This window comes from Alterinioella sp., assembly GCF_058343375.1.
This window is the reverse complement of the sequence record NZ_JBTUJH010000074.1, coordinates 1-24,355: the sequence shown is the minus strand read 5'-3', so window position 1 is coordinate 24,355 and position 24,355 is coordinate 1. Positions and strand designations below refer to the sequence as shown.

The following is a 24,355-nucleotide window of genomic DNA, read 5'->3' as shown; positions in this document are numbered from 1 at the left end:
ATGGTGCCGGTTTCTGGTTTGCAAGACCATGCGCAAGTGGATTGTGTCGGCGGCAAAGTCGGCTGCGCCTTTCATACGCCGCGCAGCATACTTCTGAAAATGGCTTCAATCGGTAAAGACTATCAACAGATCGTTGATAAATATTCCATCCCGCTGCACTATGATCGCCCGCCACCATGCCATGGAACAAAGGCCCGGAAGATGCCCTATATCGAAAGCCTGCGGCTCTTTACCCGCGTGGTGGATCTTGGCTCCATCACCTCGGGCGGGCGCGATCTGCGCCTGACACCTGCTCTCGCCAGCAAGCGCATCAAAGAGCTTGAGGCCCATCTCGGCGTGCGCCTGTTCAACCGCACCACACGATCGCTGTCGCCGACCGATGTCGGAAAGCTGTTTTATTCCGAGGCTCTGAAGGTGCTGGAAACCCTCGAGACCGCCGAAGCTCTGGTGGCCAATTTTTCCGATGCGCCGCGCGGCACGATCCGCATCACCGCGCCGCTTGGGGCCGGGCGCAGGATCATCGCGCCCTTGGTGCCCGATTTTGTCGCGGCCTATCCCGAAACTGAAATTCGCATGCGCCTGTCCGACCGCAAGGTCGATATCATGGCCGACGGGCTGGATGTGGCCTTTTTCATCGGCTCACCCGGCGACAGCACCATGAAACTGCGCAAGATCATGACCTGCGATCGCGTGCTTTGCGCGGCCCCGGCCTATCTGGCCCGCCATGGCACGCCGACGACGCCCGATGACCTCTTGCTGGACACCACGAATTGCCTGCTGCTGCGCTACCCAAGATCGCCGGAATATTTCTGGGTGCTCGATACCCCGGACGGTCCCCGCAAACTGGATGTGGCGGGCAGATATGACGCCGATGATGGCGATGTCCTGACCGATTGGGCGCTGGCCGGGCATGGCATCGCGAACAAGCCGCGCTTTGACGTCGCCCATCACCTGGATACCGGCGATCTGGTCGAGGTTCTGCCACAGACACCGCCAATCGAATCGACCTTCGGCTGTCTCTATCCGCATCGCAAATTGCAGGACCCGAAGGTCCGGCTTTTTGTCGATTTCGTCATTGATCATTGCGGCTGGCTACGATCGAAAAGGCCCCCCCCCTGACCCGGCCCCCTTTGATCCTTGCGCCGCGCCATCGACCATTCACCCGCGCCCGGCCGCATCATGGTTGACAGACCCTCCCCCGTTAACCTTGACGGCCTTCTTTGTGCATCAAATATCCCGGGGGTGTGGGGGCTGGCCCCCATTGCCAACCTGTCCACCGCGCCCCGACCTGACAATGCCCCTCCGGGCCCCTCCGAAAAATCAAAGCAGCATTGTCACTTGCAAAATCACCGGACCCCGATCAGCCAAAGACCCTTGTCAGCGCCCGGTCGACCGCATCCGTGATCTCGTCGATATCATCGGCGGTGGCGATCAGGGCAGGGCTGAAGCAGAGCGTGTTGTTGAAACCGGGGACCGACCGGTTGGTGGCCCCGATAATCACCCCTTGCGCCATGCAGTCGCCGACCACGGCCTGCACCTTCCTTTCATCCACCGGCCTGCGCTCGGCCCGGTCCGAGACCAGCTCGGCCCCGATAAACAACCCCTTGCCGCGCACATCGCCAATGACGGCGTGCTTTTCGGACAGCGCCGCCAGGTTGTCCATCATCCGCGCCCCCATGGCGTTGGTGTTCTCCAGCAGGTTTTCCTCCTCGATGATCTTCATGTTCTCGATGGCCGCCGCCGGCCCTGCGGTGCAGCCGCCAAAGGTCGAGATATCGCGGAAATAATTCATCGGATCACTGGCATCATCCTTGAACATCTCGAACACATCTTCGGTTGTCACCATGCAGGCAATGGCGGCATAGCCCGAGGCAACACCCTTGGCCATGGTCACGAAATCGGGCTTGATGCCATAATGCTGATAGCCAAACCAGCTGCCGGTGCGCCCGATGCCGCAAACCACTTCGTCGATATGCAACAAGATATCGTATTTCGTGCAGATCTCCTGCACCCGGGCCCAATAGCCTTCGGGAGGCGGGATGACACCACCGCCGGCGGTGACCGGCTCCAGGCAGAGCGCGCCGATCGTATCGGCCCCTTCGCGCAGGATCACCTCCTCGATGGCATCGGCCGCGCGCACGCCATATTCCGCGCCCGACAGATCCCACTGGGCGCGGTATTCCATGCAATGCGGCACCTGGACAAATCCGGGCGCGAAGGGGCCGTATTGGGCGTTGCGTTCTTCCTGACCGCCGGCCGACATCGCGGCCAGGGTCGATCCGTGATAGTCGCGGTCGCGGTAGAGGATCTTGTGTTTCTTGCCGCCATGGCGCTTATGCGCGATCTGACGGACCATCTTGAAGGCCTTCTCATTCGCCTCTGACCCCGAGTTTGTATAATAGACGCGGCTCATGCCCGGCATCTTGTCGATCAGCATCCCGGCAAAGACCGAGCCGGGGATCGAGCCCGCGGAATTGGCGAAATAATTCAGCTTGATCAACTGGTCATAGACGGCCTTGGCAATGCGTTCGCGGCCATAGCCGACATTGACGGTCCAGACCCCGCCAGACACGGCATCGAGATGCTCCTTGCCGGTGGCGTCCCACACCCGCATGCCCTTGCCCTCGACGATAATGCGCGGGTCATTGGCCTCGAATTGCTTGTGATGGATCAGATGGTGCCACAGATGGGCCCGGTCGGCTTCGATCACGGCGGTCAGGTCATTGGGGTTTACGGATGTATTCATGGCTGTTTCTCCCGGATGGACAGGCGTTCTGGTTGCGACAGTGCCGATTTCACGCAGCCGCAGATAGGGCCAGAGGCCGCGCAGTCATGGTGCCAGTGCGTTGACATTTTCCGTGACGGGCGCGATGCAGAGCATCAGTCCAACCGAAAGCACCGGATAAGTCCAGTCATGCCGATCCCCGTGGACAGTTTCTACCTTGACCCCGATGTCGAAGGCACCCTGCAACAAAAGGTGCAACGCCAGGTGGCCGAAGGTATTCTGTCGGGCCGGTTCCGGTCGGGCGAAAAGCTGCCATCAAGCCGGAAACTGGCCCTGCATCTGGGCATCAGCCGGATTACCGTGACCAATGCCTATACCGAATTACTGTCTGATGATTATCTGAATTCACGCGGGCGCTCGGGCTATTTCGTCTCGAATTCTGCCCCGGTTCCGTCAAGTTTCGAGCCACCGCCAAAATCCGATCGCAGCGGGATCGACTGGTCGCGCGCCATCGGCCAGCGCTTTTTCAGCCCCGGCTGGCCGATCCGCCCGAAAAACTGGAAAGACTACCCCTACCCATTCATCTATGGCCAGGCGGACCCAAGCCTCTTTTCCCATCAAACCTGGCGCCAATGCGCCTTGCAGGCTTTGGGGCAACGCGATTTCTCGGTGCTGACAGCAGATTATTACGAACAGGATGATGATCGGTTGCTGGAATATATCCAGCGCCATATCCTGCCGCGCCGGGGCATTGCCGCGCGCAAGGATCAGATCCTGATTACGCTTGGCGCGCAGAATGCGTTGTGGATGACGGCGCAGATTCTGCTGACCCAACGCCGTGTCGCCGCAATGGAAAACCCGGCCTATCCGGGCCTGCGCGAGATCCTCAACCAAACCCGGTGCCGCACCGTGGCCATTGACGTTGATGCCCATGGCCTGCCGCCGGCGGCGTTGCCGGAAGATACCGATGTGGTCTTTGCCACCGTATCGCATCACTGCCCGACCAACGTGACCATGCCGCTTGGCCGCCGCAAGGAACTGCTGCGCCTGGCCGAACAGCGTGGCATTGTCATTGTCGAGGATGAATACGAGTTTGAACTGTCCTTCATGGGGGCCCCGTCGCCATCGCTCAAATCCATGGATCGCAGCGGGCTGGTCATCCATGTCGGATCATTCTCGAAATCGCTGTTTCCGGGGCTGCGACTTGGCTACATCGTGGCCTCCGATGAATTCATCAAGGAGGCCCGCGCCCTGCGCGGCCTGGTCCTGCGCCACCCCCCCGGCCATATCCAGCGCACCGTGGCCTATTTTCTGTCGCTCGGCCATTACGATGCGCAGATCAACCGAATGCGGCGCGCCTATGAACGCCGCCGTGCCGTGATGGCCGAGGCAATCTCCCGCGAGGGTCTCCAGATAGCCGAAAACGCGGGCAGCGGCGGTTCCAGCTTCTGGATGATCGCGCCCAAGGGCGTCGATACCGAAGAACTGGCGGCCGGGCTGGATGCGCGCGGTGTGGTGATCGAACCGGGGCGCGGGTTTTTCGGAGCCGATCACGGCCCGTCACGCCATTACCGTCTGGCCTACAGTTCCATCCACGAAGACAAGATCCCCCAGGGCATCGGCCTGATCGCCGATGAGATCCGACGATTTGGACCTATGGAGCCTGCCTAACTGGCCCTAACCGCCGCCCCGGTCCAGGCGATAGCCTGCGCGCAGACAGGCCTGCCCGAATATTCACAATCCACCCCGGAGATCCGCGCCATGAAGATGACGACCGAAGAAGCCTTTGTGAAAACCCTGCAACTGCACGGAATCGAGGATGCCTTTGGCATTATCGGATCGGCCATGATGCCGATCTCGGATATTTTCGGAAAGGCCGGCATCCGGTTCTGGGATTGCGCCCATGAAGGCTCGGGCGGGATGATGGCCGATGGCTATACCCGCGCATCCGGCAAGATGAGCATGATGATCGCGCAGAACGGGCCCGGTATCGCCAATTTCGTCACCGCCGTGAAAACCGCCTATTGGAACCACACGCCGCTCTTGCTGGTCACGCCGCAGGCGGCCAACAAGACCATCGGCCAGGGCGGGTTTCAGGAGATGGAGCAGATGCGCATGTTCGCCGATTGCGTGGCCTATCAGGAAGAGGTGCGCGACCCAACGCGTATGGCCGAGGTGCTCAACCGCGTGATCCTGAACGCCAAGCGCGCCAGCGCGCCGGCCCAGATCAACGTGCCGCGTGATTTCTGGACCCAGGTGATTGATATCGAGCTGCCCGCGATTGTCGAATTTGAACGCCCCGCGGGCGGTGCCCGCGCCGTGCAGGGTGCCGCCGATCTGCTGTCGGGGGCCAGGTTTCCGGTCATCCTGAACGGGGCCGGTGTGGTTCTGGGCGGCGCGATCCCGGCCTCGATGGCGCTGGCTGAACGGCTCGATGCGCCGGTCTGTGTCGGCTATCAGCACAATGATGCCTTCCCGGGGTCGCACCCGCTGTTTGCCGGGCCGCTTGGCTATAACGGCTCAAAGGCCGCGATGGAGCTGATCAAACAGGCCGATGTCGTGCTCTGCCTTGGCACCCGCCTGAACCCGTTTTCGACCCTGCCGGGATATGGCATGGAATACTGGCCGGCCGATGCCAGGATCATCCAGGTCGATATCAACCCCGACCGGATCGGCCTGACCAAGAAAGTCACTGTCGGAATCGTGGGCGATGCCAAACAGGTGGCCGAAAGCATTCTTGAGAGACTGGCACCGGGCGCGGGTGATGCAGGCCGCGACGCCCGCCGGGCCGCCATCGCCCAGACCAAATCGGCCTGGGCGCAGCAGCTCAGCTCGATGGATCACGAAGAGGATGATCCCGGCACCAACTGGAATGAGCGCGCCCGCAAGGCCAAACCCGATTGGATGAGCCCGCGCATGGCCTGGCGCGCCATTCAGGCGGCATTGCCGAAAGAGGCGATCATCTCCTCCGACATCGGCAATAACTGCGCCATCGGCAATGCCTATCCGTCCTTTGAGGACGGCCGCAAATACCTGGCCCCCGGATTGTTCGGACCCTGCGGCTATGGCCTGCCCGCCGTCGTGGGGGCCAAGATCGCCTGCCCCGATATGCCGGTGGTGGGGTTTTCGGGCGACGGTGCCTTCGGCATCGCCGTGACCGAGCTGACCGCGATTGGCCGGGATGAATGGCCCGCTATCACACAGGTCGTGTTCCGCAACTACCAATGGGGGGCCGAAAAACGCAACTCGACGCTCTGGTTTGACGATAATTTCGTGGGCACCGAACTGGACGAACAGGTCAGCTATGCCGGCATCGCCAAGGCCTGCGGTCTGAACGGTATCGTGGCGCGCACGATGGCGGAACTGACCGACGCGCTGAACCAGGCACTGAAGGACCAGAAGGCCGGCAAGACGACGCTGATCGAGGTGATGATCAACCAGGAACTGGGCGATCCGTTCCGCCGGGATGCGATGAAGAAACCGGTCGCGGTTGCCGGTATCGACGCCGCCGACATGCGTCCGCAAAACCCGGGCTGACAGGTTGAAAATGGCCGGGCCGGTCAGCGCCGACCCGGCCCGGTTCCACACCGGATTACCGATCTCTTTCCCGGCGATGAAAACGCCACATGCGACCTGCAGTTTTTTGCGCAGAACCTATGGACAGCCCCGCGCGAACACCCTAGAACGCCCCAACCCAAGGTGGCCCGCCCACCCATCCCGTGCCCGGGTAGCTCAGGGGTAGAGCAGTGGATTGAAAATCCTCGTGTCGGTGGTTCGATTCCGCCCCCGGGCACCATTCCTTTCAAGAAAATCATTTATTATCAGTATATTGGCGGTAGAAGTGAAATTTCCGTCCACCTTTCTGTCCACCCTATGGCTCTGGTTGCCCAGCGTGAGGCAGGCTGTGCAGAAGCTGTCCGACCGCGCATTCGCCGAGTGGGAGGATGCTGCAACCAGCCCGGCGAGGCTCCATGTCAGTCTGTTTGGTGACCGGCCCCGGGGCTTCACCCTGTGCCCGGAAGCCGCCGGAGTGCGCGATCTGATGTTCGGGGAGAAGCGAGAATGCCGCCCCCGCGTTGCAACCCGTTGCAAGAAATCGCTGCGGCAGGGGTTGTGCCGGAAGAAAATACACAGAAACGCTGGAAAAAGAGGGTATCAGCTCTGCCGGAGCGTTGGGAAGCCTTCGTAGAAGGCGGAGTGATCCCCGCCGTGGTTGTCCATCCCCGGCCTTGTCAGGATGCCCCGAGGCTTGATGTAGCTGGAAATCCGCCGCTCGGGGTTTTCGTGCCAGGTGATGTTGAACGCCGCCAGCTTGGGAAAGAAGAACAGCGCCGAATAGGGCAAGTGGTCATGTATCCACCAGGCGAGGCTGCGCCAGTCCTGCCCCTGCTCATACTGGTCGGCAAACCACGGGATCACGATGCAGGCGGTGGCCCCCATGAAACCCTGCACATCGCGCCGGTCCCAGATGTGGCCTGCATAGCTGTCCTCGTTCGAAGCGCAGCTGTAACCCTTTTTCCCGGCCTTCTGCTGTTCGTTGCAGAACTGGTTGAGCGCGCAGGAGCGATAGGCCGAGCGGATGACGACCTTGCCGAAGGTGGCCTGCAAGGGCTCCAGCAGGTTTTCGCACAAGCCCCGCCCGGCGGCGATGGCAAGGTCCGGGTTGTCGGGGATGTTCGGGATGCCGTGAAGGGCGGCGACTTCGCTGTAGAGAAATTCGCGCATGAAGAAGGATTGCGACAGGCGCACGCGCCCAAGGTTATTCAGTGCGGTAACGGTTGCGGGTTTCCTCATGCTTGCCTTTCAACATGTTCAGTTTGCTTGATCATCGCCAGCCTTGCGAGCTGCTGTTCTGCCGGGGGAATTTGCAACCAGTTGCAACGCGGGATTTTCGGGCGGCTGCATCTACTTTTCACGGGATCATCCGCCCGGCAGCAATAGCACGGCTGGCGACATGATCGGCCCTCAGTAAAGATGCGTGGCGCTGAGGATGATCAGGCGCAGGGTGTCGCTTCCGGCCGGGGCCTTGTTGATCCGGTCGCAATCTTGTGCGCCGCGCTCGAAGACATAGCCTTGCCGGGCAAACTGGTTCAGCACCACCAGCTTGGTGATGGCAGAGAAGTCCTTGCCCGCTGCCTGCCCCAGGCACAGCCCGGCAGTCAGAACGCCGGTGTAGATGTCTTGCGTGATCCTTCTCTGGGGCAGAACAACGGTCAGCGTGCCGTTGTTGAGCGTGACGGATTTGGGTGCCCACATTTCCAGCACCTCTTTGGCGTCTTTCAGCGGTCCGGCGGCCAGCACGCCGGGCAGGATTGCGGCCAGCAGGGCAAGGGGGATCAGTTTGCGCATGAGGGTTCTCCTTACTTGGCAGGTTTCAGGGCTTCGCTGATGACCCAGAGCACGGCCGAGCCGCCGTTGCCGTAGACCCGTATGCGCGAGGTCATCCAGCCCCGGTCAACGACGGAATATTCCATCCCCTTGATGGAGGTGCAGATGGTGCTGGTCAGGGCTCGGATTTGGCGAAGATCGTTGTTGTGCGCGGCCGTGCGGAATTCTTCCAGCGCGTCCTTGGTAATACAGCCTACATGGGCACCGGTGATACGTTTGGGCGCGGGTGGTGGCGGTGGCTGGCGCTGGGCGCGCTCCGACATTTCGCGCAGCCGCGCCTGAATGGCTGCCAGGCGCTCGGCTTCTGCGGCTCGTTCGGCTTCCTGGCGGGCCTTTTCGGCGGCCCGTTCAGCCCTTTCCCTTTCGCGCTGTCGCTCTGCCTCGGCGGCTTCCCGTTCACGACGTTCGATTTCCGCCCGGTAGCGTTCGGGGGCGAGGGCTTCGAGCTCGCGCAGCCATCGGCGCGGATCGGTCTCTTCAAGCTCGTCCAGATAGGCCGCCGGGTCGCTTTCCCGCAGGGCGGCCAGATAGGTCTCACGCTCTGCGACATCCTGGAAAAATGCGAGGTTGCCAAGGCCGACAAAGACGAAAATGACCCCTGCGAAAACACGGCTGCCAAGCCCCAGCCTGGGCAGGGGCCGGAACAAGGCAAAGCCGGACACCACCGTCACCGGCAAGGCGAGGGCAAATCCGGCAAGCGGGCTGATCGTAACGGTAAGGGCGATGGCGAAAAACAGACCAGCCACAATAGCAACCAGCTTGAGAAATCGCATTCAGAACATCCTTTTTCCAGTTATTTGCAACGGGTTGCACCATTATATCACCCCCACTTTGGGGGTAAACCTAAAACAGGGGTAACAGCCGGTATCAATGAGGGGATACCGGTTTGGCAGGTGCCGTCAGAACAGAGGCCTATCAGAATTTCCTTGCAGCTCTCGTGGCGCTGCGGAAGGCCAAGGGCCTGTCCCAGGCCGAGCTTGCGCGCAGCTTGGGCAAACCGGCGTCATTCGTGGGGAAATATGAGCTGGGCGAGCGACGGCTGGACGTGGTGGAAACCTTCGTGATCCTGAAGGCGCTGGGCGAGGAACCGGCGGGGTTTCTGGAGAGGTGCTTGGGGGAGCTGCCGGAAACCTTGTAACGGAAGCCATGGAGGAATTCTCAGTCGTATTGCCTTTGTGCTGTTCAGCGCAAAAGCCCATAGACCGTGGAGCAGAGGGCTGCTAAACTGCGCTAAAACAAAGCGTTATTGGAATAGAGCGCAAACCTGAAAGTGAAGTGAACAATGGATTGGGATCAGATTGCTCCAGTAAAAGAGCCGCAAGAAGTGGCGCTACAGCACCTTCATTTCGACATAAATAACCCGAGATTTACACCGGACAAGAAACCGGATGAAGATACAGATCAAGCGATAATCTCAAAGCTGGCCAGCACTGCTGACTTAGCAGAACTGGTGCAGTCCATCGCGACAAGCGGATACATCAATATCGAACCATTGGTCGTTGTTCTTCGCGATGATCGTCTTGTTGTCTTGGAAGGCAATCGACGGCTGGCAGCCATCAAAGCACTATTAAACCCGGAGTATGCAGAAAATGCCAGATTAACGGTGCCAGATTTCGACCAAAAGGTCCGAGATACACTGGACAACATCCTTGTTTACAGAGTTGCGAAGGAAGAGGATGCCCGTGAACTGATAGGTTTCAAGCATATCAATGGACCGCAGGCTTGGGATGCTTACGCGAAAGCGCAATTCGCAGGCAGATGGTTAGACGAAGAGGCCAAGAAACCTAAGCCGCTTTCCTTGGCGGACATAGCGAACCGGATGGGGGACAATCATGCGACCATCCACCGGATGGTTACAGCCCTGTTCGTCCTCCGCCAAGCTAAGGAAACTGAAGCCTATGATATTAGTGACCGGCAAAAAAAGGCGTTCAGCTTTTCCCACCTGTATACTGGGTTGAGCTACGAGGAGTTTACCAATTACCTTGGAATGGAACGCCCTGTGCGGACTAAAGACCCTTCCCGTGAACCAGTTCCGAAAGAAAATCTACCGAAGCTCAGACAACTTCTAGTATGGCTTTACGGGTCAAAAAGTGATGATGCGCAACCGGTAATCAAAAGTCAGAACCCGGACTTGAAAACGCTCCGGGATGTGCTCGCTTCGCCAGCGGCAACAAGGGAACTCGAAGAAAGGGCCGATCTTGGCGCTGCAATCATTACGGCAACACCTAAAGACGTTCGGTTCTCAAAACACTTACTGAATGCAAATGCAGAACTTCAAAAGGCACAGGAAACGCTGGATGGATTTGACCCTGAAAATCAGGCAGAGTTACAGGATGTGGCCAAGTCGGCCTATAAAAGAGCGGGTGTGATATTGCGTGAGGTCAACGCTGCCTTGTCCGATCTTGAAGCCATGCCAGAGAATGAGAAATAAATGGCGGGTGAGCCTGTAGTTCCGCCGGAAATTGATGCGCCAGCGACGACCTTGGTCGACTGGCTTGAGTTGATTGCCTTTTTTAATCAGTTCGGCATTGCGAGGCTGGATGTGCTTCAAGGAACACTTGATGTGCAGGAGGAAGAACAAGAAGAGAATATTGGTGACGAAAACAGGGCAATTGAAGCCCTAGTCGAGAAGATCGAAAATGAGATAACGGAAAGAGCGGATGCTTGTGGTGCGTCCTATCCGTTTGAGCTTTCAGATGACGCCGAAGAACTTGCATTGAAACCAGATTGGGAAAATGAAGAGAGTAGTTTTTATCTGGTTTGTTTGCTCACAAGTCATCTAGCACGTAGCGCCCTGCTAGAATTCAAACCAGGGAAGAAAATCGTTAATTGTCTACGAAACCGTGTGTTTCAAGTCATTTCGACATTTGCCATGGCAGGCCTTGCGGAAGGCAGTGCGGCGAGCGTTGGCTGGCCTCGGGAAGATAAAGATACCGTCCTTGAAATTTTACGACGGGCGCAAGACCGCGGGGCCGGCTTCGTAACGAAGGACAAGCCAGGGCAATATACACCACCGAGGGAAAAGGACGGTGGTGTCGACGTTATATCTTGGAGCAACGATGATCGGCCACCGCCAACGATTCTATACTACGGACAGGTTGCTAGCGGCCATAACTGGAAGGGGAAGCCTGTCGAAACTCACTTGAAAGTTTTTGAAGCCAACTATTTTAGCTATCCCCCGCGGGGAAACACAGGTTATGCGACCCTTATTCCATTTCGGGTAGTGGACGTAATCGAATGGATCAATGAGCACACAACACACGGCGCTATCTTGGATCGGACGCGATTACCAAAATATGCCGCAAAAGGATTGCGCCTGAAAAATTCAGGTATCGAAATGGATGAAGCAGATAATTTGCCTCAAGTCCAAGAATGGATAAAGACGTTTCGGAAGAAAGCCTTAAAAAAGGCAGTTTAGAGAGGCGTCACCAGAAGTTCATTTTCTTTTCGCTTGTTTTGCAGGCTGTAGTTCACTGAAATTTTTGCCAAGTTTGAGCCACGATAAAGTTCTCTGATCAACGGGGCATCATCATAGGTCAGAACCCAATGCGGGATTTCGCCCGAAGCAAGAATATCAGATAAAGCAATATGCTTGGCTTCGGTCATGCCGTTGAAATATAGGCGGCCACCGGCGCGAACATAAGGCGGGTCAATAAAGAACAGGGTGGAGGATAGGTTAACCGCTTTTCGGGTCTTGGCTATAAAGTTCAATGCGTCCAGATTGGACAAGGAAATTTTGTCACGATTGTTCGCAAGCCACTCAACCTGACCTGCGAGTTTCTCACGGTTGAACCTTGCACCAATCTTCCATTTTCCTGTTTGGTCATAGCCCCCAATGGGTCCGGCTTTTTCGATTATCCCCGAACGGGTGGTGCGGTTCATGAAAAATGTCGAAAACCCAAGTTTAAACGAATATCCGCTGGAACCGCGTGACGAAACGATTTCTTTCTGTTTATACCACTCCGCCATTGTAAGCGGGACTGTTCGTATGGCCTCAATAAAGCGTTCAGCCTCGGAGAGGATCGCCTTCCATGCGGAAAAGATACGAATATCCGCGTCATTCAAGTGCAGTAACTGCACATGATCATCCGCCAACAGATTGAGCGCGGCTCCTGCACCTCCACAGAAGGGTTCCACAAAACAGATTGGGGCATTTTGTGGGAGTTTTTCAATTTGCTGATGTAAGTATTCGGTTAGAAATGCCTTGCCACCGGGGTATCGGAAAGGCGACACCGCATTTTGGGTGTGACGGGTCGGTGATCTGGGGATCAAAACTGTTTGCAGATCAGACACTCCCCCCCCTTTCACGCGGTTCAATTTACTTGACATCCCAAAATAGGCACTGTTTAGCTGCTTCTTATCGCGAACCGCAAGACTTTTAAACCCAAATTGGGTGCAAATTGCTTTTTTGGTCGTGCTAGCACTTGGATTTGATCGTCGCTCCACCCGCGCCGCCACCCCGGCCAAGAAACGGCGCAGGCGGGCGAAGGCTTAGGGGCGATCTCGCCGCCGCATATTGTTTCGCACCCTTTCAACCTCGGCCCAGTCCGGCCCGATCATGAGCGCCCTTTCGCGGATCGCTGCGCGCCCCTCTTTCAGGGGAAAGCTGGCGACCATGCCGCGAATGGATTTTTCTTCGTCCACATAAATCCCGTGCGGGTTTTCCAGCATGTATTTCAAAACCTCGGCATGGCGATTGCGGGCAAGCTTGTCCCAGTTCTTTTGCGATAGATCAAGCCCCCACTCGCCGCTGATGCTGTTGTGGTAAAACTCGCAGCCAAGATAGTCGAACGCGCCACCGGTTCCGGCGGCTTTTTTCCTGAGAGGAAGCGGGCCAAGCTTGGGACACTCGAAAAAATCGACCAGCATCTGTTCTACCCGGTCCAAGATGCCATCCTGCCTGGCCACCACGATCAGGTCATCCGCGTAGACGAACAACAACCAGTCTTCACTGTCCGGGCATGGCGCTTCTCGCAGCAGCCAGGCAAGGATGACATTGGAGGCCGGGGAACCCTGCATAAGTCCGGCTGGCCCGCTCTCAATGTTCTCGGTAACAGGAGTATCTGAAAGAATATCTCCCGGCTCAGTTGCATTCTGTTTTGCAACCCGTTGCAACGACAGGTTCTCGATTATCAGGGCATTTTCTATGATCCTCCTTGGTAGTGGCAGTTTGTGGATGACCTCGGGATTGACGTTCTGAAAGCAGTCTTTCACGTCAAACACGCGGTAGCTGTTGAACCCGGCATTCAGCTTTTCAAACAGGCCCAGCAGGGCCTTGTTCCGGCCCCGGCCGCGCAAGTCAAAGATGAATGGGGGTATTCCCATCTGCGCATAAAGCGCATCGGCAATCATGTAGTGGGTGGCTTTCAACGGGCGCGGCAGGTCGCACACGATCCGGTAGCCGCCCCTGGCTTTCGGTTCGGGCCACCAGTTCACCGGTTCGGGGAAGGGGGTGCGCGGGTCGAACGATTTGGCGGCATAGCGCCAGCCTTCAATGTTCGGCTGTCGTTCCCCTGCCTTGTGCAGGGCCGACATTTTCACCTGTATATCCGTGAAGAAGCTGTTCAGCGCCTTGCGGAGCTTTCTTTCATCCCCGGAGCGGAAAGCCCTGGCCAGGTATTTCCGGCGGTCCGCGCGGATGCTGTGCATCTTGTGAACCATGCGCTCGGCTTCCCGGGCGGGGGCGAGCACCATCATCGGGGTTACAATTGCCATCGGAGATGCCTTTCGTTCTGGCGTCAGCGGCGGGTGATCTGTTCCGGCAACAACTGGATTTCCAGCGGCTGCGGCAGTCGCGTCCTGGCGTGCCAGACACGGATCAGCGAGCGGCGCTCGGTATGGTAACTGACTGCCTTCCAGCGCGCTCCAGAACGGCTTCCAGCTTGCTTGACGCGCCGCTGGATGATCCATTGGATGGCGTCCTTGCACAGGATGACCCGGTAGTTTTCGCAAGAAGCGATGACCCGGTGATAGGCCTCGCTGCTTTCATGCCGCGTCAGGTCCAGGCTTGCCGTTTCCAGGCGCTCTTGTGCGGGTTTCGTGCAACCAGTTGCAACGGTTGCAACGCAGGAGGCCAAGGCGTTCATGTTGGCCTCCGGGATTTCAGTGCCTCAAAGGCCGTGAAAACTTCGTCGCGGACCCAACATGTGCGTGTGCCAATCTTGACGGGTTTGGGAAACGTCCCGTCCTTGACCCGGCGATAAATCGTGGTTCGGCCCAGCCCCGTCAGGTGCTGGAGGTCTTTGATGGATAGGTAGAATGGATGGATCATAGCGCACCTCGTTGCTTCGTTCGGTGCCACTATGGACCAGCTAGAAATCCCTGAATATCGGCAAGATAAACACCTGCACAATTACCTTAGGTTGTATTTTGTTGGGTGTCGGAGCTTTGGTCTTGTTGGCGGTCTTTCTTTTTCTCTCCTCGTTTTGGCAGCCTCGCTCGCTCCTCAGGCGTCAGCATTTCTCGGAAAGCACTCCAGGTTTTCCTGAAGGTGCGCGTGTCCTTCCTGATTTTCAAAAAAATGGCCGCATCTTGCTGAAAGAGCTTGCTGTCCCCTAGGCGGCGATAGTGCTCGTGGAGCTCATGCGCCAACGCAGTAATGTAATTGTCGTTCAGCCTGGGCATGTTTCCCAGCATGTCCCTCATATGTTTTTTTGTGGGTTTCGTTCCGCGAAACCATAGGGGGAGCTCTGAATACGGGGTCATCTGTGCGCGTGCAGCGACGATGCACTCAAGCTCTTCCTGGTCCTGAACGCCAAAACCGTTTTCAAGGCTGCTCAGGTCTTTCACTGTCCAAAGTGTTGTATCCAGAAGGGGATAGCTCGCACTGTAGTGGCCCGCGATTTCAAGCAATCTTTGTCGTGCTATATCTAGATGGAACCACTCAACAACGTCATTTTCGTTGGCGGCTTCGGCAAGTTCCCTTTCATCAAAAAAAGAATAATATTTCTTCACGGGCTTTTCATCGGTGTCTGCGGCCTTGTTTTTCTTCTCCTTCTCCCATCCAATCCAGATATCGCGCCAATGATCGACCCTGCTAAAATCAAGGTCGCCGATCTTGGTAAATACGGTTGGACCTACGGTCAGGAACTGGCCTGCTTCGGCTTCCACAAGAACATTTTCAAGTCGGTTGTTCTCGTCGTGAAGAAAACGATCAAAGAGATAGAAGGCCAGGCCATTACGAAGCTGCAGCCTTTCATATGCACGTTGCATGCTTCGCCCGGTTCTTGTCTGGGGTCCAGGGCACATTAGTTGACGTTGGTCTTTCTGCCTCTTCGATGCGCCGGAGCGTTCCCTCTGCTGAAAACATACGCTCCGAGAAAACTCTGAAGTTAAAGAACAGATCGGCAAGATAGATCGGTTTTCGCGGGCGGCTCACGGGGTTGTCGGTCACGGTTGCTCCAAGTTGTCACGCTTCCCTGATACGCAGAACGGTGCCGATTTCCCCCAACACATGCCCCGCCCATCTTTCCATCAGGATGCGGCGTTGCTCAAGAAAGTCGGTGCGGCGGTAGCTGCGTTCCACCTTGGTGCCGGTGGTATGGCCCAGCGCGGTTTCGGCCACTTCGCGGGGTGTATCGGTGGCCTCGGCGCACCAGGTGCGAAAGCTGGAGCGGAAGCCGTGCGGGCGGGCCTCCAGCCCTCGGCGCTCCATCAGGCGCGACATGGTGGCATCCGAGATCACGCCCCGGCGCACATTTGGGAACAGGAAGCCATCACGGGCGAACTTGCGGGCCTCGGCAATCACCGCCTGCGCTTCGGTCGAGAGCGGCACCCGAAAATCCGAGGTCTGGCCGCGCCGTCCCTTCATGTTGGCGGCCGGGATGGTCCAGATGTCGCCCTCAATCTGTTCCTCGCGCAAAAAACGCACCGGCTTGGAGCGCACGGCGGTCAGGATCAGCAGGCGCAGCGCCAGGTGGGTGATGCTGCCCTCGTCAAGGCTGGCATAGAATGCGGGCACCTCCTGCCACGCCATCGCCGGAACGTGGCGCGTCTGGTGGCGCTGTCGGCCCAGCAGGGCGCGGGCCTTTTCCGGGGCCTGAATATCCACATCCAGCCCCATGGCGGCGGCGTGGCGCAGCACGATATTGAGGCGGTTCATCGCCTTGCGGGCGGTATCGGCCTTTTCGTGCCAGATCGGGGCAAGCGTGTTGCGGATGTCCTGTTGGTCGATCTCCTGCACCGGCACACGGCCGATTTTCGGCAGCACATGCAGTTCCAGCGGCGAAAACCAGCGCCCGGCCTTGCCGTCTCCGCGCAGCTCGGCCTTCTTGGCCTCGAAGGCGGCCTCGGCCACGGCGGCAAGTGTGTGCTCGGATTTCGCTGCAACCCGTTGCAAATGCTGGCGCTCCTTGATCGGGTCTTTCCCTTCGCGCCGCACCGCCCGCCATTTGTCGGCAAGCGCCCGGGCTTCGCGAAGCGATACTTCGCTGAGCGATCCCAGCCCCATCTCGCGCCTGCGCCCGTGCACGGTAACACGCAGAAACCACTGCCCCCCGCCATCCGGGCGCTTGTGCAGCCACAACCCGCCACCGTCATTATACTTGCCCGGAGGCGCGGTCTTTACCCGCTGTGCGGATAGCTTGTTGAGAGCCGCCACCAATCCACCTTTCTGTCCACCTTTTGTCTTGCCACAGTATGGCGCAAGCTGAAACAGGAAGAAACACTAACTTGCTGTAATCGTGGAATTATTACGTTCAAGTGGATTGCCATGAACTCCCGTGAAACAGCACTTCACGGCCGCCCCCGGGCACCATTTTTACAAAATGAAAACAATACGATAGAGACAATCTTGGCCGCAAGAAACGTGGCCGAATTTATCGTGGGTATCATTCGGGTAGCATTCAAACTGACAGGTGATCCAAAACACTCGCGCAAAGCGGTGCGGTAATCTGCTGGTTACGGGTGTCCCGAAATCCATTTCTTCAACTCAGTGAGGGTTACTGCAAAGTGTCTAGGTTCGGCTGGACCGCCTTTGTGAATGACACCCAACACAGAATGATCTTCTGTCATCAGAGGCCCTCCAGACATCCCCTGACTCAGCTGCTGCGTAACTTCGATTAAGTTGACCGCATGCTTGACTGTTAGGGAGCTGATTGTACCCGGTCTGATATTCAGTCTATCGCCGGGGCCATATGACGGGAAACCGGCTGCCATGGTTTTGTCGCCTGTCGTTGGTGAGCCATTGAACTCATCAAGCTCGAAGTAGTCCGTCGAAGGTATCGAATGGCTGAGTAATGCCAAGTCTTTATGTGAACAAATTTGAGCAACGTCGACCTTAAACCGATTTGATGTTTTTTGTGGATGGACAACCACAATATTGGAAGCACCATTCACGCAGTGAGCGGCAGTAACCAACCCGACGCCTTTCAGGAAAAACGCGGTTCCAGTGTCGTTTTCGGTTTCTAACACCCACACTGATCGATCTAAGATTTCTGCTTGTGTAGGAATGACCTTAATAAGGTTAGCTGGAAAGCACGCGTTGTAGCGAACGGCCAACCCTCTGAAGACGGGATCAGATTGCCCCTTGACGAAGCCGACCCACGAAATTTTTCCCTGAATGTGCGCTTGGATACCACAATTTTTTCCATAGCGTGACAAAAGCTCCGCTTGGGCTACGGCACCCCCCACACTTTCTATTTTATACAGTGCGGCCCGAATGTTTCTAATGAACTTCCGATCCACATTGAGGCCCTCATTGATCTTGAGGCCTGTCACCATCCTGCGAGAATTCTTGTCGGCGTAGTGAATTTTTTCGGGGTTTAGTTCAAACCCGTTGTCACGAAATATCACCTTAATCTCATCGCTTAGCTGATCGGGCCCGAGTTTTCCCGATAGAGGGCGCGCACCTTCAAACAAAGCAATGGGTGGTTGAAAGCTCGAGAGTGAAATATCGTCAGCGTAACGTGAATAGAGTATCCGATTCTTTTTGGCGAAACGCATTAAAGACTTATCAAGTCGAAAACAGATCATATTGGAGATTACAGGGCTTGATGGCGCACCTTGAGGGAGGCATCCATTGTTGCAACAAATTCGGGCGACGATTGAGGCTACATTGGAATCAATTCCTATACTATTTAGAAGCCCCTTCACTCTATTTTCGGAAATCGTGGGGAAGAAATTTTTGAGGTCTGCGTTTAGCAAGTAACGACGGCGCAAATGGACTTCAGCATTTGTTTTTACCGACCGATCTGGCACGAATCCATGTACAGGGTAGCGCGGCGTGTAGAGACCGTTCAAACTTCGAGAAATCTTAGTTTGTAGCATCTTGAGACGATAGTCAGGCGCGCTTATGAAGCGGAGCTTTCCAGACTTCTTAGAAATGGCGAAATGGGAGTACATACGGCCACGAAACCACCAAATCCTTTTTAGCTCGGCAGGAGTGACGCCCAAGTATTTGAGAAGCTTAGATTTGCTTGAAAACTCAACCGGTATTTTCGTTCGGCTTGAGTCCCCGAACAAGTAAAACAGGCTTGTCACGAGGTCTCCCCTCCAATCACCCAATGCGCACATTGCTCATATTGGGCGCACGATTCTTGTGCAGACTTTTGCTCTTACGCCGCAGTTACGACAGCGCGTTTGCGAGGGGAAACCTCGTTCTTTCACAATCATCTGAATGTCCCCAAGATACAACCCTAAATGGAGCGTGAGGTATTTGGAGTTGGTGTTGGTGTTTCCCCCGGTTTGATGGGCCTTTTCACTTTACCAAGAAGAGTGTGTTTCCTGCCGAGAACGGGGGGCCATATCCTACGCAGGAAACAATCGCCGCAATTCTGCCATGATGTTCGGCGATTGTTTCTTAAGGCGGAACAATAAAGACATCTCAAGTCGAGCAGGCCGCCTGAACAACTTCCCTCCCTGGACTAGAACCGGGCCGCATCTCTCCCGGGCGGCCCGTTTTCTTGTGTCATCTGCGAGACAGCATGTCCTTCGCCGCCAGAACCGCCCCCGCGGTGATCAGCAGGCTGGCCACGCCGATGGCCCAGGAAAACACCCCCATGCCTAGCGAGATCAAAACCAGCGTCGAAAGCAGCGGGGCGGCATAGCTGGCCGCGCCCAGAACCTGGATATCGCCGCGTTTCACGCCGATATCCCAGGCATAGAACGCCAGCCCGACCGGCCCCAGCCCCAGGCCCAGAACCGCCAGCCACTGGCCCGGGCCCTGCGGCCAGACGGTGACCTCCAGCGCCAGATGTGCCAGCGTGGCCAGCACGGCGGTCACCAGGCAAAACCCGGTCACCACATCGGTGGAAACCGCGCTGAACCGGCGCGACAGGACCGAATAGGACGACCAGACCAGCGCCGCCGCCAGGGCCAGCCCATAGCCCGGCAGATAGGCCGCATCGGGCACCACCATGGCCCCACCCGTCACGATCAGGATGGCCCCGGCAAATCCAAGCATGGCCCCGATCACATGATGCGCGCCCAGCCGTTCGCCCGGGGCCAGCGCCGACATCAGCACGATCAGAAGCGGCCACAGATAGGCAATCAGGCTGGCATCGATCGCCGGGGCCGCGCGCAGGGCCGAGAAATAGAGGAAATGGTAGCCAAAGAGCCCGCCAACCCCCAGCGCCCAGACCTGCCAGCTCTGGCGCAATGCCTGCATTGCGGCCGGACGAAACGGCCAGCGAAGCGCACCGGCCAGCCCGCCGATGGCAAAGCTCATGGCGGTCAGTTGCAGCGGCGGCACGGTGCCGCTGGCGGCGGTGAAAAAGGCCAACAGCGCCCAGAGCAGGACGGCAATGAACCCGATGGCCGTGGCGGTGGATTCGGGCATGGCAGGCATCCTCAGCTGGCGCATTGGCCCGGGGGTATCATTGGGCCAACGGCAAGATCAACGCCGCGCCCTCGGCCCGGTTGGAATTTACCGCCCCGTCAACACGGAAGACCTCAAACCTGTCCGCCGGGGCCGCCCGCATCAGCCGCGCCGCGCCCTTGCCGTCTTCGCCCAGCCATCTGGCCCAGTCCTCAGGCGCAAGGCTGACGGGTTCGCGGTGGTGGATATGCGACAGGCCAACGCCCGCGGGGCAGGTCACGATGGCAAATGTGGTATGGCGCGCGTCGCCCTGCGTCCAATCCTGCCAGATCCCCGCCAATACCAGCGGCGCGCCATCAATGGGGCGGATATACCAGGGCAGCCGATTGCCCGCGTCATCTTTGGTCCATTCATAAAATCCGGTGACCGGAACCAGGCAGCGCCGTTCGCGACACGCTGCCCGGAAGGCGGGTTTTTCGGCGATGGTCTCGGCCCGGGCGTTGATCAATAGCGGGCCGCCAGTTGCGGATTTATACCAATGCGGCACAAACCCCCAGCGCATCGGGCGATACCGGCGCAGGCCCGCATCGGATGTCACCACGGCCACGGGTTGCGTCGGGCAGATATTGTAGCGCGGGCCATCGGGCAGATCATTGGCGGGCGCGGCCTCGAACAGCCGCGCCATCGCATCATTGGGGTGGGTCATGGTCATGCGGCCGCACATGGGGGCCAGCCTACCCCTCGCGGCGCAGAAGAAAACCCCCGCGATCAGCTGCCGTAAACCGCCCTATGCGCGATCTGCGGGATCTGGTCCCGAGAGATATCAAGGTCCAGCCGTGTATTGATATCAAGCGTCTTGAGCGCGCGGACCGTGCGCCGGTAGGCGATGAATTTCCGGGCGTCATCAAGCAGATGTGCAGGGTAGTTGGACATTGGTCTTTCCTTTTCGTGCGCGGGTTACACATGCCATATGGCAGCGCTAACAGCCGCGACAATTGCCCGTTTGCCAGATCCGCCATGACGCCGCTGCATGGCATGCAAAAGGGGCCGGGCAATCCACCGCCCGGCCCCAAATTCAGCTGTCGCGCCCTGGCTTATTCGGCTTCCATGATCCGATCTTCCAGATGCGGCTCATAGGGGGTGTTCTCGGCCAGGTAATCGGCCACCACCTGCTCCAGCCCCGGACCGAAATCATAGGCGTTCATGCCGTTCGCCGCGAAGGTGGCATAGCCATCGCCGCCGCTGCGCATGTAGTTGTTGGACACCACGCCATAAATGGCTTCGGGATCAATCGGCTCAAACCCGGTCTCGGTCTCGATCTCGACCGATATGATGCGGCTGCCCGGCTCGGCGGCCGGATCCCAGGTAAAGCGCATGCCCGCAACCTGCGGGAAACGCCCTGCCCCATCCTCGACCCGGCTCACCCCGTTTTCCAGCGCCGCAATCACATCGGCCCCGGAGAGCTGGAATGTGGCCAGCGTGTTCTGGAACGGCAGCACGGTCAGAACCTCGCCCAAGGTCACCTCGCCCGGGTCGATCGAGGCGCGCAGGCCGCCGCCGTTCTGAATGGCGATGTCGATGCCCTGATCGCGCACCCGGTCCAGCATGGCATCGGCAACCAGCACACCCATCTGGCAGACCCGCGCCCGGCAATTCGACCGGTCGCCGTCAATTGCGGCTGTGGTTTCGGCAATCACCACCGACATTGCCGCCTCGATCGGGGCGGCCAGTTCTGCGATCCGCTCGCTCAACAGCGCATCCGGCTCGAACGAGGCATCCAGCAGGATCGTGTTGCCACCGGCATAAAGCACGTTGCCATCATCATCGATGGTCAACTCGAGATGGCCCAGATATCTGGTATAGGCCCCGGCCGATACGATCGGCACCAACCCGCCATCGGGATTCGACACATAGGTCGGATAGGCATAGTCGCGATCCGGATCGGTGGCGGAATAATAGGAATGCGAATGGCCACCAATAATGGCATCCAGCCCCGTCACTTCCGCCGCCAGAACTTCATCGAAGCCCGCGCCGATATGGGTCACCGCGACAATGACATTGACGCCATCGGCCAGCAATGCATCGACATCGGCCTGCATTGCCTCAACAATATCCTGGAAGATGACATTCGGCCCGGGCGACGCAATTTCGGCGGTATCAGGTGTCACCGAAGACACGAAACCCACCTGCACACCGTTGATTTCCTGCACATAGCTGTCGCCGATAACGTCGCGCAGAAGGTCCGATTGCGTCAGATCCAGATTGCCCGAGATCACCGGGAACTCGACCAGGCCCATGAACCGGGCCAGGTTTTCCGGGCCGTCGTCAAACTCGTGATTGCCAAGCGCCAGAAGGTCCAGACCGATGGCGTTCATCATCTCGGCTTCGACATCGCCCTTGAAGGTCGTATACATCAACGAGCCCTGAAACAGATCGCCGGCAGCCACAACCGCCACATTTTCGGCCCCCTCCTCGGCGCGGATCTGTTCGATGGCAGTTTCCAGACGGGCAACGCCGCCAAAGCATTCGCCAGCGGCGTCATCTTCGACCGAACAGGTGCTGTCGAAGCGGTTGATCGGCTGCACCCGGCTGTGGAAATCGTTGAAGTGAAGCAGGTGAATGGTGGTTTCATTGGAATCGGCGGCAGCGGCGGTGCCCATGGCAGCCAAGATCGCCGTCGAACACAGGATTCGAGCTAGCATCGGAATTCTCCCTGACAGTGTTTTGTTATGGCCACAGCTTGGCGGGGCCGTTGCACCATGTAAAGGGATTCAGTCACGTGCATGTGACACTTGACGTTGCGGCGCGGGCAGGCCAATCCCGTCGCCATGCTGATCTACAAGATTTTCCGGGCCGATGAATGGGCCATGCTGCAGGCCGAGGGCCGGACATTGGGCGCACCGGTCGATCTGGCCGATGGCTTCGTGCATTTTTCCACCGCCGATCAGGTCATCGCGACCGCCGCGCGCCATTTTTCCGGGATGGGCGGGCTGGAGCTGCTGGCGGTTGACGCGGATGCGCTCGGGGATGCCCTGAAATGGGAGGCCTCGCGCGGCGGCGCGCTTTTTCCGCATCTCTACGCGCCTTTGCGCCTGGCCGATGTGGTCTGGCACCGGCCCTTGCCACTGACCGCCGCCGGGCATGACTTTCCCGAACATATCGCGGGCCAGATCGATCGGGGCATCGTATGACACTGGAAAAGATGGGTATGGCGCTGATGCGCCGGATGGATCCCGAACGCGCGCATGGCCTGGCCCTGCGGGCGCTGGCGATGGGGCTTGCCCCCCTGCCCGGCCCTGTCACCTCACCCCGGCTGGCCTGCAATCTGGCCGGTCTGGAGCTGCCCAACCCGATCGGCCTGGCGGCGGGGTTCGACAAGAACGCCACCGCCTTCGGGCCGCTGATGCGTGCCGGTTTCGGTTTTATTGAAACCGGGGCCGCCACGCCACGCCCGCAGCCCGGCAACGCCAAACCACGCCTGTTTCGCCTGCCCGAGGATCGCGCCGCCATCAACCGGTTCGGCTTCAACAATGACGGCATGGCGGCAATCACGGCGCGGCTGGCGGCGACGGCGCATATCATCCCGGTGGGGCTCAATCTGGGGGCCAACAAGGACAGCGCCGACCGCGCCGCCGATTTTGCCACCGTTCTGGCCCATGCCGGCGATCATGTCGATTTTGCCACCGTCAATGTCTCCTCGCCCAATACCGAAAAACTGCGTGAATTGCAGGGCAAGGAAGCGCTGAGCGCGCTGCTGCAGGGCGTCATCGCGGCGCGCGACGCGCTGAGCCGGCCGATTCCGGTCTTTCTGAAAATCGCCCCCGATCTGAGTGCGGCCGAGATCGAGGATATCACCGCCGTTGCGCTGGACACACGGGTTTCGGGCATCATCGCCACCAACACCACCAATGCCCGCGACGGGTTGCGCAATGCGCACCGCGACCAGACCGGCGGCCTGTCGGGCGCGCCGCTTTTCGACAGATCGACCCGCGTTCTGGCACAGATCTCGGCCCTGACCGAGGGCCGCCTGCCGCTGATCGGTGTTGGCGGCGTGGCCACCGGCGAACAGGCCTATGCCAAGATCCGGGCCGGGGCCTCTGCCGTGCAGCTTTATACCGGGCTGGTCTATGGCGGCCTGTCGCTGGCCGCCACCATCGCGCGCGATCTGGATGCGCTGCTGGACCGCGACGGGTTTGCCAATGTTGCTGATGCCACGGGCACAGGCCGGGCCGACTGGCTTTAATGCACTTCTCGGAAGTGCCAAGATGTGATGCATCGCTTGACGCGTTGAAATCTTTGATTTCAGGCAGCGTTAAGGGATTCAGGTTTTTCGAGAAGTGCTATAGGGCGGCAGCCCGTTCCAGCGCCGGATACCGCGCCCCAAGCGTGACCCCGCGCAGCACCAGAAACACCATCATGGCCGCCCATAGCCCGTGATTTTCGAAACGCGGCACCAGCAATACCAGCGCCAGCACATAGCCCGCGAA

General features: G+C 58.5%; 23 protein-coding genes and 1 tRNA gene. 9 read left to right on the top strand and 15 right to left on the bottom strand.

Annotation, left to right across the window (positions count from 1 at the left end; all coding sequences use genetic code 11):
- The first annotated feature begins 201 nt into the window (after positions 1 to 201).
- Positions 202 to 1,119, top strand: coding sequence for a LysR family transcriptional regulator (locus tag ACW8PS_RS10815; protein WP_491527410.1), 918 nt, complete (start codon positions 202 to 204; stop codon positions 1,117 to 1,119).
- Between the two features lie 241 nt (positions 1,120 to 1,360).
- Here ACW8PS_RS10815 and ACW8PS_RS10810 read toward each other — a convergent pair whose 3' ends face one another.
- The gene (locus ACW8PS_RS10810) at positions 1,361 to 2,746 is read right to left on the bottom strand and encodes an aminotransferase family protein (RefSeq protein WP_491527409.1); all 1,386 of its coding nucleotides are present in this window, start codon (positions 2,744 to 2,746) and stop codon (positions 1,361 to 1,363) included.
- Between the two features lie 168 nt (positions 2,747 to 2,914).
- Between ACW8PS_RS10810 and pdxR the strand changes: the two genes are divergently transcribed.
- The 3 genes from pdxR to ACW8PS_RS10795 all read left to right on the top strand — a co-directional run bounded on the left by pdxR (position 2,915) and on the right by ACW8PS_RS10795 (position 6,521).
- Positions 2,915 to 4,396, top strand: coding sequence for a MocR-like pyridoxine biosynthesis transcription factor PdxR (gene pdxR / locus ACW8PS_RS10805; protein WP_491527408.1), 1,482 nt, complete (start codon positions 2,915 to 2,917; stop codon positions 4,394 to 4,396).
- 90 nt (positions 4,397 to 4,486) lie between these two features.
- The gene (gene xsc, locus ACW8PS_RS10800) at positions 4,487 to 6,262 is read left to right on the top strand and encodes a sulfoacetaldehyde acetyltransferase (protein WP_491527407.1); all 1,776 of its coding nucleotides are present in this window, start codon (positions 4,487 to 4,489) and stop codon (positions 6,260 to 6,262) included.
- Positions 6,263 to 6,446: 184 nt separating this feature from the next.
- Positions 6,447 to 6,521 (top strand) — tRNA-Phe (locus ACW8PS_RS10795).
- A gap of 359 nt (positions 6,522 to 6,880) precedes the next feature.
- On the opposite strand, the gene ACW8PS_RS10790 is transcribed toward ACW8PS_RS10795, so the two are convergent.
- From ACW8PS_RS10790 to ACW8PS_RS10780, 3 genes are all read right to left on the bottom strand, one after another.
- Positions 6,881 to 7,519: a hypothetical protein gene (locus ACW8PS_RS10790; protein ID WP_491527406.1), complete on the bottom strand. Its 639-nt coding sequence runs from the start codon at positions 7,517 to 7,519 to the stop codon at positions 6,881 to 6,883.
- Between the two features lie 171 nt (positions 7,520 to 7,690).
- On the bottom strand, positions 7,691 to 8,074 hold the full coding sequence (locus ACW8PS_RS10785) for a hypothetical protein (protein WP_491527405.1): 384 nt from the start codon (positions 8,072 to 8,074) through the stop codon (positions 7,691 to 7,693).
- A gap of 11 nt (positions 8,075 to 8,085) precedes the next feature.
- The gene (locus ACW8PS_RS10780; RefSeq protein ID WP_491527404.1) at positions 8,086 to 8,886 is read right to left on the bottom strand and encodes a hypothetical protein; all 801 of its coding nucleotides are present in this window, start codon (positions 8,884 to 8,886) and stop codon (positions 8,086 to 8,088) included.
- A gap of 113 nt (positions 8,887 to 8,999) precedes the next feature.
- On the opposite strand from ACW8PS_RS10780, the gene ACW8PS_RS10775 reads away from it, so the two are divergent.
- The 3 genes from ACW8PS_RS10775 (at position 9,000) to ACW8PS_RS10765 (ending at position 11,531) form a co-directional block, all read left to right on the top strand.
- Positions 9,000 to 9,251 (top strand): helix-turn-helix domain-containing protein, encoded by a 252-nt coding sequence (locus ACW8PS_RS10775; RefSeq protein ID WP_491527403.1) that lies wholly within the window; start codon positions 9,000 to 9,002, stop codon positions 9,249 to 9,251.
- Between the two features lie 144 nt (positions 9,252 to 9,395).
- Positions 9,396 to 10,544 carry a hypothetical protein gene (locus tag ACW8PS_RS10770; RefSeq protein ID WP_491527402.1) on the top strand — a complete coding sequence of 383 codons (1,149 nt, stop codon included), beginning with the start codon at positions 9,396 to 9,398 and terminating at the stop codon, positions 10,542 to 10,544.
- Positions 10,545 to 11,531, top strand: coding sequence for a hypothetical protein (locus ACW8PS_RS10765; protein WP_491527401.1), 987 nt, complete (start codon positions 10,545 to 10,547; stop codon positions 11,529 to 11,531).
- Here the strand turns inward: ACW8PS_RS10765 and ACW8PS_RS10760 are convergent.
- The 11 genes from ACW8PS_RS10760 to ACW8PS_RS10710 form a co-directional block, all read right to left on the bottom strand.
- Positions 11,528 to 12,406 (bottom strand): DNA adenine methylase, encoded by an 879-nt coding sequence (locus ACW8PS_RS10760; protein ID WP_491527400.1) that lies wholly within the window; start codon positions 12,404 to 12,406, stop codon positions 11,528 to 11,530. The two genes, ACW8PS_RS10765 and ACW8PS_RS10760, sit on opposite strands and share 4 nt — an antisense overlap.
- A 198-nt stretch (positions 12,407 to 12,604) precedes the next feature.
- Positions 12,605 to 13,828, bottom strand: coding sequence for an RNA-dependent RNA polymerase family protein (locus tag ACW8PS_RS10755; protein ID WP_491527398.1), 1,224 nt, complete (start codon positions 13,826 to 13,828; stop codon positions 12,605 to 12,607).
- A 23-nt stretch (positions 13,829 to 13,851) separates the two neighbouring features.
- The gene (locus ACW8PS_RS10750; RefSeq protein WP_491527397.1) at positions 13,852 to 14,199 is read right to left on the bottom strand and encodes a hypothetical protein; all 348 of its coding nucleotides are present in this window, start codon (positions 14,197 to 14,199) and stop codon (positions 13,852 to 13,854) included.
- Entirely contained in the window at positions 14,196 to 14,384 is a 189-nt protein-coding gene (locus ACW8PS_RS10745) for a helix-turn-helix transcriptional regulator (RefSeq protein WP_491527396.1), read from the bottom strand. Before ACW8PS_RS10745 ends, ACW8PS_RS10750 begins: the two co-directional genes overlap by 4 nt.
- Positions 14,385 to 14,470: 86 nt before the next feature.
- Positions 14,471 to 15,325, bottom strand: coding sequence for a hypothetical protein (locus tag ACW8PS_RS10740; protein ID WP_491527395.1), 855 nt, complete (start codon positions 15,323 to 15,325; stop codon positions 14,471 to 14,473).
- Positions 15,326 to 15,521: 196 nt separating this feature from the next.
- Entirely contained in the window at positions 15,522 to 16,712 is a 1,191-nt protein-coding gene (locus ACW8PS_RS10735; protein WP_491527394.1) for a tyrosine-type recombinase/integrase, read from the bottom strand.
- 299 nt (positions 16,713 to 17,011) lie between these two features.
- The gene (locus tag ACW8PS_RS10730; RefSeq protein ID WP_491527393.1) at positions 17,012 to 18,592 is read right to left on the bottom strand and encodes a reverse transcriptase domain-containing protein; all 1,581 of its coding nucleotides are present in this window, start codon (positions 18,590 to 18,592) and stop codon (positions 17,012 to 17,014) included.
- A gap of 427 nt (positions 18,593 to 19,019) precedes the next feature.
- Positions 19,020 to 19,889: an aromatic amino acid exporter YddG gene (gene yddG / locus ACW8PS_RS10725; protein WP_491527392.1), complete on the bottom strand. Its 870-nt coding sequence runs from the start codon at positions 19,887 to 19,889 to the stop codon at positions 19,020 to 19,022.
- Positions 19,890 to 19,926: 37 nt separating this feature from the next.
- Positions 19,927 to 20,592, bottom strand: a complete 666-nt coding sequence (locus tag ACW8PS_RS10720) for an SOS response-associated peptidase (RefSeq protein WP_491527391.1) — start codon at positions 20,590 to 20,592, stop codon at positions 19,927 to 19,929.
- Positions 20,593 to 20,636: 44 nt separating this feature from the next.
- A complete protein-coding gene (locus tag ACW8PS_RS10715) occupies positions 20,637 to 20,801 on the bottom strand; it encodes a hypothetical protein (RefSeq protein WP_491527390.1) in 165 nt (54 codons plus the stop codon).
- A 161-nt stretch (positions 20,802 to 20,962) separates the two neighbouring features.
- The gene (locus ACW8PS_RS10710; protein WP_491527389.1) at positions 20,963 to 22,570 is read right to left on the bottom strand and encodes a bifunctional metallophosphatase/5'-nucleotidase; all 1,608 of its coding nucleotides are present in this window, start codon (positions 22,568 to 22,570) and stop codon (positions 20,963 to 20,965) included.
- 126 nt (positions 22,571 to 22,696) lie between these two features.
- Between ACW8PS_RS10710 and ACW8PS_RS10705 the strand changes: the two genes are divergently transcribed.
- Together ACW8PS_RS10705 and ACW8PS_RS10700 are read left to right on the top strand one after the other, a co-directional pair.
- Positions 22,697 to 23,059, top strand: a complete 363-nt coding sequence (locus ACW8PS_RS10705; protein ID WP_491527433.1) for a DUF952 domain-containing protein — start codon at positions 22,697 to 22,699, stop codon at positions 23,057 to 23,059.
- On the top strand, positions 23,056 to 24,111 hold the full coding sequence (locus ACW8PS_RS10700) for a quinone-dependent dihydroorotate dehydrogenase (protein WP_491527388.1): 1,056 nt from the start codon (positions 23,056 to 23,058) through the stop codon (positions 24,109 to 24,111). Before ACW8PS_RS10705 ends, ACW8PS_RS10700 begins: the two co-directional genes overlap by 4 nt.
- Positions 24,112 to 24,355 lie beyond the last annotated feature (244 nt).